General features: G+C 35.4%; 17 protein-coding genes. 14 read left to right on the top strand and 3 right to left on the bottom strand.

Going from position 1 to position 13,985, the window contains the following annotated elements:
- The first annotated feature begins 339 nt into the window (after nucleotides 1-339).
- Nucleotides 340-1,716: a hypothetical protein gene (locus tag COC46_RS19900; protein ID WP_098811643.1), complete on the top strand. Its 1,377-nt coding sequence runs from the start codon at nucleotides 340-342 to the stop codon at nucleotides 1,714-1,716.
- Between the two features lie 188 nt (nucleotides 1,717-1,904).
- On the opposite strand, the gene COC46_RS19895 is transcribed toward COC46_RS19900, so the two are convergent.
- The gene (locus tag COC46_RS19895; RefSeq protein ID WP_098811642.1) at nucleotides 1,905-2,240 is read right to left on the bottom strand and encodes a hypothetical protein; all 336 of its coding nucleotides are present in this window, start codon (nucleotides 2,238-2,240) and stop codon (nucleotides 1,905-1,907) included.
- A gap of 283 nt (nucleotides 2,241-2,523) precedes the next feature.
- Between COC46_RS19895 and COC46_RS19890 the strand changes: the two genes are divergently transcribed.
- The 7 genes from COC46_RS19890 (at nucleotide 2,524) to COC46_RS19860 (ending at nucleotide 9,209) form a co-directional block, all read left to right on the top strand.
- A complete protein-coding gene (locus COC46_RS19890) occupies nucleotides 2,524-2,856 on the top strand; it encodes a 2Fe-2S iron-sulfur cluster-binding protein (RefSeq protein ID WP_098811641.1) in 333 nt (110 codons plus the stop codon).
- Nucleotides 2,857-2,970: 114 nt separating this feature from the next.
- Nucleotides 2,971-3,738, top strand: a complete 768-nt coding sequence (locus COC46_RS19885) for a creatininase family protein (RefSeq protein WP_098811640.1) — start codon at nucleotides 2,971-2,973, stop codon at nucleotides 3,736-3,738.
- A 26-nt stretch (nucleotides 3,739-3,764) separates the two neighbouring features.
- Nucleotides 3,765-5,219 (top strand): hypothetical protein, encoded by a 1,455-nt coding sequence (locus tag COC46_RS19880; protein WP_098811639.1) that lies wholly within the window; start codon nucleotides 3,765-3,767, stop codon nucleotides 5,217-5,219.
- 219 nt (nucleotides 5,220-5,438) lie between these two features.
- Complete coding sequence (locus COC46_RS19875; protein ID WP_098811638.1) at nucleotides 5,439-6,167, top strand: iron-containing redox enzyme family protein; 729 nt, start codon at nucleotides 5,439-5,441, stop codon at nucleotides 6,165-6,167.
- 59 nt (nucleotides 6,168-6,226) lie between these two features.
- Nucleotides 6,227-7,699 (top strand): aldehyde dehydrogenase family protein, encoded by a 1,473-nt coding sequence (locus tag COC46_RS19870; RefSeq protein ID WP_098811637.1) that lies wholly within the window; start codon nucleotides 6,227-6,229, stop codon nucleotides 7,697-7,699.
- A 13-nt stretch (nucleotides 7,700-7,712) separates the two neighbouring features.
- Nucleotides 7,713-8,192, top strand: a complete 480-nt coding sequence (locus COC46_RS19865) for a GlcG/HbpS family heme-binding protein (protein WP_098811636.1) — start codon at nucleotides 7,713-7,715, stop codon at nucleotides 8,190-8,192.
- Between the two features lie 348 nt (nucleotides 8,193-8,540).
- On the top strand, nucleotides 8,541-9,209 hold the full coding sequence (locus COC46_RS19860; RefSeq protein WP_098811635.1) for a GntR family transcriptional regulator: 669 nt from the start codon (nucleotides 8,541-8,543) through the stop codon (nucleotides 9,207-9,209).
- Between the two features lie 169 nt (nucleotides 9,210-9,378).
- Here COC46_RS19860 and COC46_RS19855 read toward each other — a convergent pair whose 3' ends face one another.
- Nucleotides 9,379-10,185 carry an aspartate dehydrogenase gene (locus COC46_RS19855; protein ID WP_255294981.1) on the bottom strand — a complete coding sequence of 269 codons (807 nt, stop codon included), beginning with the start codon at nucleotides 10,183-10,185 and terminating at the stop codon, nucleotides 9,379-9,381.
- Between the two features lie 187 nt (nucleotides 10,186-10,372).
- Between COC46_RS19855 and COC46_RS19850 the strand changes: the two genes are divergently transcribed.
- From COC46_RS19850 to COC46_RS19835, 4 genes are read left to right on the top strand one after another with little or no spacing between them, the layout of a single operon-like run.
- The gene (locus COC46_RS19850) at nucleotides 10,373-10,717 is read left to right on the top strand and encodes a 2Fe-2S iron-sulfur cluster-binding protein (RefSeq protein ID WP_098811633.1); all 345 of its coding nucleotides are present in this window, start codon (nucleotides 10,373-10,375) and stop codon (nucleotides 10,715-10,717) included.
- 18 nt (nucleotides 10,718-10,735) lie between these two features.
- On the top strand, nucleotides 10,736-10,948 hold the full coding sequence (locus tag COC46_RS19845) for a hypothetical protein (protein ID WP_176545235.1): 213 nt from the start codon (nucleotides 10,736-10,738) through the stop codon (nucleotides 10,946-10,948).
- A gap of 29 nt (nucleotides 10,949-10,977) precedes the next feature.
- On the top strand, nucleotides 10,978-11,547 hold the full coding sequence (locus COC46_RS19840) for a chromate transporter (RefSeq protein ID WP_098811631.1): 570 nt from the start codon (nucleotides 10,978-10,980) through the stop codon (nucleotides 11,545-11,547).
- Nucleotides 11,547-12,071, top strand: a complete 525-nt coding sequence (locus COC46_RS19835) for a chromate transporter (RefSeq protein WP_098811630.1) — start codon at nucleotides 11,547-11,549, stop codon at nucleotides 12,069-12,071. The genes COC46_RS19840 and COC46_RS19835 overlap by 1 nt, the downstream gene beginning before the upstream one ends.
- A 175-nt stretch (nucleotides 12,072-12,246) precedes the next feature.
- Here COC46_RS19835 and COC46_RS19830 read toward each other — a convergent pair whose 3' ends face one another.
- Nucleotides 12,247-12,489: a YkuS family protein gene (locus COC46_RS19830; protein WP_098811629.1), complete on the bottom strand. Its 243-nt coding sequence runs from the start codon at nucleotides 12,487-12,489 to the stop codon at nucleotides 12,247-12,249.
- Between the two features lie 103 nt (nucleotides 12,490-12,592).
- On the opposite strand from COC46_RS19830, the gene COC46_RS19825 reads away from it, so the two are divergent.
- Both COC46_RS19825 and COC46_RS19820 read left to right on the top strand, forming a co-directional pair.
- Nucleotides 12,593-12,721, top strand: coding sequence for a YuzL family protein (locus COC46_RS19825; protein ID WP_098811628.1), 129 nt, complete (start codon nucleotides 12,593-12,595; stop codon nucleotides 12,719-12,721).
- A 220-nt stretch (nucleotides 12,722-12,941) separates the two neighbouring features.
- On the top strand, nucleotides 12,942-13,868 hold the full coding sequence (locus COC46_RS19820) for a DUF1835 domain-containing protein (RefSeq protein ID WP_098811627.1): 927 nt from the start codon (nucleotides 12,942-12,944) through the stop codon (nucleotides 13,866-13,868).
- The last annotated feature ends 117 nt before the right edge of the window (nucleotides 13,869-13,985 follow it).

The raw sequence follows: 13,985 nt of genomic DNA, 5'->3' as shown, positions 1-13,985 counted from the left end.
CATAAAGGGTTCACTATAAATCCGATAAGGTTTTTTACTTATTTTATTTAACCTGTTATTTTTAAGCTGCTTAATCTTGTTTAAACTTATTTGAATTTGAATATAATAACACTGTAAAATCTTATGCCGTTTAGAGAATTTGCACATATTTACTTAGACTTTTTAAGATACCTACTTCCTAATTGATAATACTCAACATCTTTTCAAGTAAATTTCATCTTCCTAAAGTGATAAAAGATAAAATTGTATACCAAAAAAGGGTTTTTATGGTATAATCTCTTATAAAATATAGTGAATATTCAATTTTGGTATACCAAGATGAAGGGGGGATGTTGATACGTGTTGAAGTATATGTTTGCTTTAGTAATCTTTTTCTATTTATTATCCTCTTTGTTTCAGTGGGATTTACAATTTTTTATCTCTTGTTTATGTATTTTAATTGTTCTATATACGATGTTTACTGTTAAATCGCTTGTTAGAACAATAGGAAGTATTTTTTTACTGATTGGATTATTTCTTCTTTGGAGAAGCAATGCTAGTTTAAAAGACTATATTCTTTCATTCGGTCCAATGCTAGACTTACTTACTTTGTTCGCATTAATTCCAATATTAGGTTTTCCTGTTAAATTGGGAGGATATGCAAACGGTATTCAAGCGATCATACAGAAGAAAGTAAAAACATCTGGACAGTTGTATATCATGACATCGGGTATTTCTTATTTTTTAAGTATGTTTATGAACTTGGCAACCCTACCGATGACATATTATTCTATTCAACCATCCTTAAGTCTTTTTTCCATTCAACAAAAAGATCGATTTATGAGTCGAGCAATTACTCATGGATTTGCGATGCCATTGCTATGGGCACCAATTACACCAATTGTAGGGATTGTAATTGGTGTAACTGGGGTAAGTTGGGTATCCATTTTGCCATATGTTGTACCGTTAAGTATATTGGGGATTGCGTTAGATTGGATCATGGCTTCAAGGAACTCACGAAAAAATGTTACGAAGGGTCTTAGAAATGATTTAATAAAAGATGAAACGGCTGCTTCACTAGAAGGAGTAACTACTCAAGGAAGAGTTTTTCATATTTTCATAGCGATCCTTATTTTTAATCTGATTATTTCGTTTGCAGAACATCTTTTTTCCTATTCATTTGTTATTATCGTATCAATTTTAGTTATTCCGTTTGCACTCGGTTGGTCTCTTCTCATTAAGCAACAACATGCATTTTTACATAATTTAAAAGATTACTTTCATACTTATTCCTTTAAAATGAAAGACCAATTTTTTATATTTTTGTCAGCCGGCTTTTTTATTTCCGTAGTAAAGGGAACGAATATAAATGAAACAGTAAATATAGCTGTTACTCATTTTAAGGATATTGTGGGACCAGAAGTGTTTTTAATTCTCTTACCTTTAATTCCTTTAGCCTTTGCTTTTACGGGACTTCATCCCGCGGTAACTTTGACATTAATGGCAGAAGCGCTTGACCCGCACAGTTTAGGCATTTCACCTTATATTTTAACGGTATCGTTACTGGCAGGAGCTATTTCTGCATTTTTAGTAGGACCGTACAATGCCACAATCGGATTAATGTCGAGCATCGTGAAAGAGAATTCGTTTAAAGTATCGAATTGGAATATTCCATATACAATTAGTTATTTAATGATTGTTATGTTTTATTTGTTTGGTTTAGAGTGGATTATTTAGAGGGATCGAAAGGACAACAGTTAATGGTTGTCTTTTTTTATCTTTCTTTTCACTAATTACCGAATAGTGAGTTAGGGAGAATAAATAAGTTTAAGTGATGTTTACTTTGATTGATTGAGTTTAATCATGTTTTTATTTTTGTAAAAATTAAGAAATAGCACTGGAGCAGTGCTATTTCTATGTAAAATCTATACAGTTAATACGTCCGACTTTACTAGTTTTGAATGCTGAGAGTCCTCACTGTTGCCTTGAGCTTTAACGATTTCGTATAACTCTTCTAGTGCTGCTTCGATTGTTTCAAATGTTTCAAAGAACTTTACGCGAATTTCATTCACGTATTCTTTTCCTTCATACTTTTCGTACAGTTTAATTTTAATATTGTCATCTAACACTTCGGCAATGGTATATTTCGCTTTTAGTTCATTAAAGAAGTAGAAGTGGTATGTTTCGATTGCCTTTAAACCCTCGTTATCAACGATCGTTTGAAACGTGTCTTTATTCGTTAATACAATATACTTACCCATCTTTGCACACTCCTCATCTAATTATGTAGTATTGAGCATTAGGTATTTTGTATACCAAATTTCTATTCATAGTGTAATACATAAAAAAGTATTAAGCAATATAATTTTCTGAATTTTTAATAAAAAAGCCGAATGTGTTGAAGAAAAATTAAGATTGGAAATACATTAATTTTTTAATGTTAAAGATTTCCAAATTAATAATAGTGTTTACATTCTAAAAAATTAGAATTATAATCAGAGTAAATTTTTGAAATTTTAAGAAAATTATATTGGAGGGATACATATGCCAAAAGTACGCTTGCATGTTGAAGGAGAAGTAATTGAACAAGAAGTGCGTGAAAACGCGAATTTAGTAGTGTTAGCAGGTATCCGTCAATTCCCAAAACTGAAATATGGATGTGGGATGGGGAAATGTACAAAATGCGCATGTAGAGTGTTAGAAGGAGCAGACAAGCTTGATCCGCCAAATTGGAAAGAGCAGAAAATGTTAGGCGATAGAGTAGAAGAAGGCATGCGTTTATGCTGTCAGCTAACGATCAAAGATGATATTGTCATTTCACAGGAAAATATAATTGCCCCAATGCCGAAAGTTGCAAAACCAGTCAATGCCCAATAATTTTTTTGCATCATTTAGGTATACAATATACCTCACTATTCTGAAATTAAATTCACATAACCAAAGCAGAAATTTTTGTAAGCGGATACACTTACCGTGAAAGGAGGTGAATATATGAAAGCATACTTGTTAACTGAGATGACCTGGGAAGAAGTAAAAGATGCGTTACATACTGTAAAGCTCGCAATTATTCCAATTGGTGCGCATGAACAGCATGGCCCTCATATGGTTGAAAGCTGTGATGCTGTATTAGCGGAGAGAATGTCTCAGAAACTAGCAGAAAATATGCATCCTCATGTAATTGTAACACCTACAGTTAATATGGGAGTTTCACACCATCATTTGAATTTTCCGGGTACCATCTCTTTACAACCGACTACGCTTATAGCAATTTTAAAAGATATGATTAGTTCTCTTAAACATCATGGAATTACCAAGTTTTTATTACTAAACTCACATGGTGGCAATCAGTCAACATTAAATGTTGCTTGTACTATGCTGTCAGATGAGTTAGATGCTGAGATTTATTATGCTAAAACGACAGCATCCGCCAAACTTTCAATCTCAGAATCTATTCACTCGCCGTTATTCGGGCACAGCTGTGAACGAGAAGTGTCAGAGGCACTTTACTTGGCTCCTCACTTAATTAGACCAAATAAAATTACAAAAGGAAGTATCTGTAGCGAGGGTAGGTGGAAACAGCTACGACCCGGTAAAGCAATTCAAGGATTTTATCGATATGAAGAAATGACGACTAATGGTTGCATTGGGGATGCAACGAAAGCAAGTTACGAAATAGGGGAAAAGATTGTAGAAGAAGCACTTGAAAACATTTCACACGAGCTTCAAAAGCTATTGCATCTAGAAGAAAGTAAGTTGTAAGTACCTATATTGAGAGGGTGGAGTTTATGGATTTAACTGTTGCTCACTGGCTTTATGGTATCATGACACTTGTTGTAATTGTAACAATGTTATTTCGAAAAGGTGTTGTACTTCCTACCATCATTGGAACCTTTCTTGTTTCCATCGCTTATAAGGGATCAGTTGTTGGAGGATTTCAAGCGTTGTTCAATGCAAACCTTGTAGCAGCGAAAGAACTTTTTACAATCTTTTTGATCATCACTTTTATGGTAGCTTTATTACATTCCTTAAAAGATACTGGTGCAGATGAAAGAATGATTGCTCCGATGCAAAAGGTGATGAAAAACGGACATATCGCTTTTGCTGTTCTACTAGTTGTAACGTATGTTATTTCCTTATTCTTCTGGCCTACTCCTGCCGTTCCGCTTATTTGTACGTTATTAGTACCTGCGGCTATTCGGGCTGGTTTGTCGCCAATTGCTTGTGCCATGGTTGTCTCGATTGCAGGACAAGGTATGGCACTATCTTCAGACTATATTATGCAGATCGCACCAATGCTTACTGCCAAATCTGCTGGTATTCCAACATCAGCTGTATCAGGTAAAGTGTTAGTTCTTTCTCTAATTACAGGGGGAGTAGCGATCGCGATTACTTACTTAACTGAACGAAAATCGATCGGTAAATCTGAAAGTGAAGCTTCATTGCAATATGTACAGTCACTTATAAACAAAAATTCTTCTGCAAATGAAATTGCTGCAGCAACAGAAGTTACTGTGGATACTAGGGAGCGTGAAAAATGGGGGAAAATTTTTGCTGTATTAGTCCCACTTTCACTACTAGCAGTTATTATTTTTATGTTTTCAACGAAACTTGGTCATAACAAAATGGGTGGCTTTGAAGGAGGAGACGGTGCAGCATTTATAGGTGGTGTTGCGACGATGCTGTTGGTTGTAACATGTGTAGCGTTCCGTCGTTTACAAGCTCTTGATAAAATTAGTGAACATATTACTGAAGGATTTGTATTTGCGTTTCGCGCAATGGGACCAGTTATTCCGATTGCAGCATTTTTCTTTTTAGGAAGCTCAGACTTTAGCGGTACTATTTTTTCTTTAGGAGAAAATGTAGCAAAGCCAGCGTTCTTAGTTGATTTAGTGCAGGCTGGCCAATCGATTATTCCACATAATTCGGTTTTAACATCATTTGGTCTATTAATCATTGGGGCTATTACAGGGTTAGAAGGATCAGGATTTTCCGGATTACCATTAGTAGGAGCTTTATCAGGAGCTTTGGCTCCAGGTGTAGGAATGGATGCAGGTACGTTAGGTGCTATCGGACAAATGGGGTCTGTTTGGACAGGTGGCGGTACATTAATTGCATGGTCTTCATTGGTAGCGGTTGCTAGTTTTTGTGGCGTAAACGTTTTAGAGTTAGCTAGGAAAAATCTACTTCCTGTTGCTGCAGGATTAATCGTCTCTACCATTGTCGCTCTTGTTATATGGTAGAGCATCTCTTTAGAATTTAGAAAAATTAGAAAATTTAGTAAAAATGTATTTACAAATAAAAATTAATAGGTTACTATAAGGTTAGTTGGTATACCAAATACAAAATACAAATAAATGCACAGATTTAGTGATTTTTATCGGTATATTTAGCAGTTTGGTATACTTCGATTTTTTACCTAATCTATTAAACTACATAAACATATTGAAGGAGGAGTTAAGATGTCTAGATTATTATCTAAAGATGAGTTTCGTAAGGAGTTAGAGGAAGCGATTAAAGGGAATCATAGCCAAAAAGCACCTTTTACAGTAGCTTGGGCTGAAGGGAAATTAGAGCGTAGCCACTTCGCTCGTTGGGCTGAAAACCATTACCATTATGTTGGACCTTTTGCAGATTACTTAGCTTATATTTATCATAACACTCCAAACTTACCAAAATATGAAGATGCAAAAGATTTTACATTACAAAATATGTACGAAGAAGAAATCGCTGGCGATCGCCATACAGACTTATTAATTCGATTTGCTGAAGCTTGCGGAACAACTCGTGAGCGCGTATTAGACCCTAACAACATGGCACCAACAACTTTAGGTTTACAAAGCTGGTGCTTTGCAGTAGCAGCACGTGAAAACTTCGTAGTTGCAACTGCTGCATTAGTAGTAGGACTTGAGTCTCAAGTTCCAGACATTTATCGTAAGCAAACTCCAGCACTACGTGAGAAGTACAACTTTACAGATGAAGAGATTGAATTCTTCGACTTACACATCGTATCAGACGAAATTCATGGAGAGCGTGGATATAAAATCGTACTTGATCATGCTGATACTCCAGAGTTACAACAACGTTGCTTAGAAGTAGTACGTACTGGTGCAAAAATGCGCCGTATGTATATGGATGGCTTATGGAGAGAATATCTTGAGAAGGACCTTGGTGCTTTAGTACAAGCATAATAAGTAGAAAACTAAAATGGCAGTTTCCGACTAGGGAACTGCCATCTTGTTCAGAAAGGATGATCGATTTGTTAACTACTAAACTGGAAACATTTAAAAATTACATATCTGGAGAGTGGATCGAGTCTTCAAATAATAAAACGTTCCAAAGCGTTAACCCGGCTAATAAGGAAGAGATTGTCGGAATATTTCAAGCATCTACAGAAAAAGATGTGAAGCAAGCAATTGAAGCAGCAAGCCAAGCATTTCCTGCATGGGCACAAACTCCTCCTTCTAAACGTGCTGCCATTTTAAATAAGGCGGCAGCTATTCTCGAACAAAGAGCAGATCAACTAGCAGATGAGTTAACACGCGAAGAAGGGAAAATCATAAGCGCAGCTAAACAGGAGGTACTTCGTTCAGCAGAAACGCTTCGTTATTATGCAATTGAAGGACAAAGCTTTACAGGAGAAACATTCCCGAATGATGATCCAAGTATGAGAGTAACAACAGAACGTGAACCTCTTGGAGTCATTTCAGTTATTACGCCTTGGAACTTCCCATTATCTATACCGTCTAGAAAAATTGCTCCTGCATTAATTACTGGCAATACGGTTGTTTTCAAGCCATCCTCTGATACACCTTTAATTGCATTACGACTCGTGGAAGCGCTACATGAAGCTGGTATTCCAAAGGGAGTAATCAATTTTGTTACTGGAAGTTCGTCTGATATCGGGGATATTTTAGTTAAACATCCCGCTATTCGTGGAGTTACTTTTACTGGATCTACGAATGCTGGGGAGCATATTCATAAAAACACATCCTTTACGACAAGAACACAAATGGAGCTTGGTGGAAAAAATCCACTAATTGTAATGGATGACGCAGATGTAGACTTGGCAGTTAATCTGACAGTGAATGGAGGTTTTCATCTTACTGGTCAGGCATGTACAGGCACTAGTCGTGTTATTGTTATGAAAGAAGTAAAAGAGCAATTTGTTCAGAAATTAGTAGAAAAAACGAGCGCTTTAAGAATCGGTGACGGTTTTGAGGAAAGTGTTATTATTGGTCCTTTAGCAAACGAAAAGCAATTAAAAAATGTGCTGAAGTATATTGAAATTGGAAAAGTTGAGGGAGCGACACTTGAATACGGTGGTCAACAGCTTGCGTATGGTCAATACGAAAATGGCTACTATATTGAACCTGCAATCTTTACGAATGTAAGGCCTGAGATGCGCATTGCGAAAGAAGAGATTTTCGGACCTGTAGTAGCTGTAATTGAAGTTGAAAGCTATGAAGAAGCTGTTTCAATTGCTAATGATGTTGAATATGGGTTATCCGCATCGATTGTTACAAATAATTTGAAACTTGCTCATCAATTTACGAAAGATATTCAAGCGGGGACTGTAAAAGTAAATCGTACGACAACAGGTAATTTAATGAACGCGCCATTTGGTGGAGTAAAACGATCTAGTACTTCTACATTCCGTGAGTCTGGCAGAGTCGGCCTTGAATTCTTTACTCAAATAAAAACGGTTTATATCGGTTATTAAGGAGGCTTTTCTAATGAAAAAAATATTAAAATTAGAACTTGAAGAAGCAAAAGTAATGATTGAAGCTGCAAAGAAAAAATCTGAAGAAATTAACGTGCCAGAGACAATTGCAATTGTCGATGATGGGGGGTACGTTATTGCGCTTGAACGTATGAATGGTGCTCGAATTACTGGTCCAGAAATTGCGATTGCTAAGGCGTATACTGCGGCAGGTCATAAGCGCTCTACGCATTTATTTAATACAGAGCCAAATGGACCAGCTCTTCCAGGAAATGAAGCATTTGGCATACAACATATGTTAAATGGAAAATTTGCAATTTTTGTTGGCGGTTTTCCTATTGTAGTTAATGGAGAGGTAATTGGTGGCGTTGGGATTAGCGGAGGAAATGGAGCACAGGATACTGCGGTAGGAACTGCTGCGCTTCAAGCATTGCAGGAGCTACTTTCAAATGATGGCTATGAAGTCGTAACGGATGCAGACATAAAAAAATAATAGTTTAGAGGCGGTTAGGTGTTGTCCCTACATCGCCTTTTTTGGTGTACAAGCATTTGCATAATAGAATAAATAGGAGTTAAGTTCTTATTTCAAAGAAGTGAAAGTTGATTATTATATGTCGATTTACTTAGCAGAGTAGTGAGTTAAGATCCTAAAATACGATAAATGGACTATGAATAACATGGGAAGCTAAGAGTCGTATAAAAAGTTAATAGGTAGGTATTTCAGCCCTCCTACTCGATTACTCTAATAAAAGAGATTATAATGGAAATATCAATTTACTTTTGAAGAAATGGTGTTAAACTATTTTTAAAATAGGCAAGAAATGGGAGGCAGGTGAATTGAATGGAAATGGAAACAAATTTTCTTTCAATCCGAGAACATGCGTATAGATATTTAAAAGAATTGATTTTAGAAGGGCATTATAAGCCAGGTGATCGCTTAATTGAACGGGAGCTTGCAGTAAAGCTGAACATTAGCCGTACACCGATTAGAGAAGCTTTATTCCGCTTAGAATCACAAGGGTTTGTGAAAACGGTTCCGCGTAAAGGTGTCATTGTTTCGAATATTTCCGATGAAGACATTATGGAAGTGTTTTCGATTTTATCTTCATTAGAAGTGTTAGCAGCAAAATTAGCTGCACAAAAAATGACGGACGAAATTCAAAAAGAATTCGATCAAAAAATCGAACAGCTTCTTTATATTGAAGAACACTCGGATGAAAACTTTGAAAACGAACATATTGAAATGAATCTTCTATTATATAAAGCAGCGAAAAGTCCGAAGCTATTTGAAATTTTATCCGGCTTAACAGATTATATCCATATGTCTGCCAATATGGGTTACGAAGCACCTGGAAGACGTAAGGAATCATTAAGGGAACATATTGAAATCATGAAGGCTGTACGAAATAAAGAAGTAGAAATGTCGGAGTATTTAACAAAAATTCATATTGAAAATTCTAGACGTGCGTACATGAACTACATAGAAAAAAGAAAAGAGAAAACGACATAAATTTACTCGGGTTAAGATCCTATCGGGTTATGTTCGAATTGATTTTTTCTAAGTTAGAAATAAAAGCCATTAATAGTTAGACTTGTTAGAAGTCTATCTTATTAGTGGCTTTTAAGTTTTTACCGTAGAAAGTTAGTTATGCATTACACATACAGTAAATGAGAAAATATTAAACTCCAATCACTATAGAGGAAGTTCTACTTTTTAAAGCATTACAAATACTCATCGCTACAATATACCCAGACTTTGGATTAGTAGCTGAAGGAATGTTTTGCACCTTCACATCCATTTCTCCAAAATAGCCTTTTACGATAATTTGATGTGTATTACGGGTTATAGTCGGATCAACATATACTTCAACTTTTGTTTTATCAAAGCCTACTCCAGCAAGACTTAATGTAGCTGAAACATTAGTGCTCTCCGGAAAAAGCTTAGAGGATTCTCTTGCAACACCACTGTAAATGCAAAACGGCTCTTTAACAGTGTTCAAGTCTATCTTTTCTTCTGCAATAGTCCCTCGCCAAGCACTTGGTGGTTTTCTAGTTACAAGTTTCACTTCGTCAACACTTTGTAACATTGAAGCAGCCACACGATCCAACCCGGCAATTGCAGCAGAAGGAATGATAATCCTGCTGTTATGATGCTTTGCAGCCGTTTCTAGTTCAGCTAATAGTGAATCATCCGCTAGTGCTCCAACAGAAGCAATGACAAAATCACTACCAGAAGATAAAGAAGTTTTTCCATACTTGTAGACAGCTTCATGACCTGCAGTTTCAATAATAACATCCAATCCTAACTCAAAAAAAGCTTCTTCGTTGTCGTAAAATAAGTCGTTTATATGCGATTCGTACTGGTCCTTTCTTCGTACAAGCACTGCCTTTAGCAAGACGTCTCCAGCTTTACCTTCGTTTATATATTTGACGATATCCTGTCCAATCGCTCCATATCCTATTAGGCCAGTGTTAAGCAAAGTCATCACCTCTCTATTTTTTGAAAATTCAGATGTATTTGGTATACAAAATATTATATCAGACCGGAATATAAAAACAAATAGAGTAATATAAATTAAGAAAAATAGCTAAATATATATAATTTACATATTGTCAGAAAATTATAAATATGGTATATTGTATACCAAATAGGTGAAGGGGAGGATTTAAATTATGCCGAAACTGAATTTTGCTACTAGTGGAAAAGTATTAGAAGTACCGGAAAACTCCAATATTTTACGTATGTCTCTTCGTTTTGATGGAGAATTACCAAATCGATGCGGTGGAGGAGTTTGTGGATCCTGCGTTTGTAAAATTGAAGAGGGTACTGTTGATCATATAAAAGTGCAAGAACGTCGAAAACTTGGTGAAGAATGGTTAAGCAAAGGTTATCGTTTAGGTTGTCAAGCTTTCATCAATGACGAAGATGTAACGATTTCCTGGAATGAAGAAGTAACAGAAGAAGTGAAAAAGCGAAAATTAGATCATCCGAAAAAGAAAGTGACTACTACACCATAAACAATTTTAGGAGCGGGAGTGAATTATATGTTGTTAGCTTGCGATAAACATATGAAAGAAGCCTTAAAGTTAGTAGGAATGCCTCAAATTCAAAAAGCTCCAACTGGTGAAACATGTTCTTTTTGTAATACGGAGACTTCACTTTTAGTTAGCATGGTTAATCAACCTAAGCCATTTAAGAAGATGCCATGTGGCAAATGTGAAAAGTGCTCTTGTCTTATTGCTAATTAAACGAAAGATAAACTAAAGGGATGGATTTTATGAAACAATTAAACATCTTTATCGCCTTTTTCAGAAGCAGCATGCTTGGATATGGAGGTGGACCTTCGACCATTCCTTTAGTACATAAAGAAGTGGTTGAACGTTTTAAATGGATGAGTGATGAAGAATTCGGTGATGTACTAGCTATTGGAAATACGCTACCAGGACCAATCAATACGAAAATGGCTGGTTACATCGGATTTAAAGTTGGCGGTAAGATGGGGATGATCAATGCAGTTATTGCGACGACCTTACCGACGATTATATTAATGGTCATTTTATTGACAACATTAGTTACATTCAAAGATCTAAAATGGGTACAAGGGATGACTAAGGCCATCGTTCCAGTAGTTGGGGTAATGCTTGGCGTGCTAACTTGGCAATTTGTCCAAAGCTCCGTTAAAGGGTTAAAATGGCCATTTACAATCGGGCATATTTTGGTAGGCGTTGTTTTAATCCAATATTTTCATATACATCCAGGATTTATTATTGGAGGCCTACTTTTATTTGCAGTAGTTAAGCCGAGCAATACAGTAGAAAGTAAAAAATCAAAAGGACTGTCTGCATAATGGTATATTGGAACATTTTCTGGGCGTTTTTTGTTGCTAATATTTTAGGGTATGGTGGAGGCCCTGCAACCATTCCTCTTATTCAAAAAGAAGTTGTTAGCAGAGGATGGCTATCACATCAAGAATTTAATGAGGTTCTCGCTATGGGGAACTCTCTTCCAGGACCGATTGCTACGAAAATGGCAGGATATATCGGATTCCATGAGGGAGGAATATTAGGTTCGTTTTTGGCTGTATTCGCTACAGTAGCACCTTCTCTAATCCTCATGTTGACTTTAATGGGAATTTTGTATAAATATCGTCATTCTAAACAAGTTAAGCGAATGACACTATACGTCAAACCGACTATCGCAGTATTACTTGGTGTCATGGCATATAATTCATTTCATGATTCTTATTCTCAAATCGGAATTGGACAATTTCTGTTTTTAGGAGTAATTAGCTACATATTAATGGAAAAAGTAAAACTTCATCCAGCATTTATTGTAATGGGAGCTTTGTTGTACGGTGGATTAAATTTATAATTCGAAAAAAGGGTAAGCAAATTTTCAATAAATTTTGCTTACCCTTTTTTGCACATTAAGTAAGTATAAATTTGTTGCGAGGAAAAGGACTCAGTAACGCCACCATCTTCGCAATAAAGCTCGCTAATCGGCGAGTTTTCTTTAGAATGTTTCATATACTTCGGCTGGTAATTTGTTATTGTAATCTACTTTCAACTTGTTGACAAACTTGTTCAGCTGTTAAGCCGCTTGCCTCAATTACTGCTCCTTGTGTAGCAGTATCTTGCATTCCCATAACGTTTGAATCAAGTCCTGTTACTACACAGCAATCACAACCATTTGCATCTGATTCCTGTTTTAATTCAACAACATCGTGCCCTGCTGAACGTAATGCTTCTTGGACATTTGTTAAAGATTGTTCTACTCCGATTCTAGCCATAAAAAACACCTCCTCAGAAATATAAGATTTGCAATTTACAGGAAAAATATTCTTTGAATAAAGAAGTTAACGTTTAGAAAAAGTAAAGATGGAGGTGAGTGAAATGGGAAAAACTAAAAAAGATCCGTCTAGAGCTGGCTTAGGGTCACCAAATGTACAAGGTCAAGGGACTACTACATCCGAAACAGGTACCCATATGTCTTCTACTAGAAAAAAACAAAAAAGAGATTAATTTTATAATGTTGAACTTTAAATGTTTCGCCACCTATATCTAGGTGGTTTTTTATTGTAACTTAAAAATAATTGTCAATATAAAAGGAATCGACTATAAATAAGAAGAATTAAGAATTTAATTAAATAATCTTTTTGATTTTGTTAAAGTACATTACAACAATATTTTGGAGTAATGTATTTTCTAATTAATTTAACTTTATGGGAGAGTAGATGAATAGATGAATCACATTGTGAATGGTGACGTGGTTGGCGGAAAATTAAAATCTTTAAGTGGTAAAATGATTGTATGGAGAGAAATGTATGATTTTGGGCCACTTAGCCAAGAGTGGACTTTAGAAGAAACATATAGAAGAAGAGCAGAATTTTTTGAACAAAAGCTGCAAATTCCTTCAAGTTTTTTTATTGAAAATTGCCAAAAACAATATCAATTATTAAAAGAACTATCTCGGACTGAGGAAGTTGTTTTATGGTTCGAACATGATCGATACGATCAGGTGACGATTCTATATTTATTAACAGAATTATCGACACTTGGATTTCAAAAAATTTCGATGGTTAGTATGAATGAATATGAAGGAATTGAACCATTTCATGGACTAGGTCAATTATCATCTGAACAATTAATTGAATTACTTCCAACTAAACAGGAAATGACAAAAGAACAAATTGAAGAGGCATGTGCAGGATGGAAAGCTTATCAATCAGAAAGTTTGGAAGAACTTGATGAGTTTATTCAGGAATGTCATTCACTCCCATTTTTAAAGCAAGCTTTATTAAGTCACAAAACTTATTTTCCATCTTCACAGAATGGATTAAATGAAGTAGAATTTTTAGCATTATCAATGATCAATGAAGGGATTAACACCTTTGCAGAACTATTTAATAAACTCGTCAGACAAAGAACGAATGATGGATTAAGTGATTTATATTTTGCAGCAATTTTAAATGAATTAATGAAAGGTGATTATCCTTTAATAAGCAGTAATAGTGAATTGCCAAGTTTTAAACAACATAACCCAAAAGCAAAGCTTGAATTAACAAGATGGGGAATAGAAGTACTATCTGGCAAAGCAAATCGAATTAATTTAATCGGAATTGATTGGTGGGTTGGCGGAGTTCATTTAGTAGAAGAAGCCTCCATTTAAAAACTGAAAAGTAATGTAATAAATGGTTGGTATTAAAGATAGAAGTTGTATTTTGTCCCAAAATTAAATAAAGTTCTAACCGAAATCATTCTATCGTAAATGATAAATGAAATAGTT

This window comes from Bacillus sp. AFS041924, from assembly GCF_002577195.1.
Lineage (GTDB): Bacteria > Bacillota > Bacilli > Bacillales > Bacillaceae_G > Gottfriedia.
Note: the sequence above shows the minus strand (reverse complement) of the source record. Positions and strands in the feature narration are given on the sequence as shown.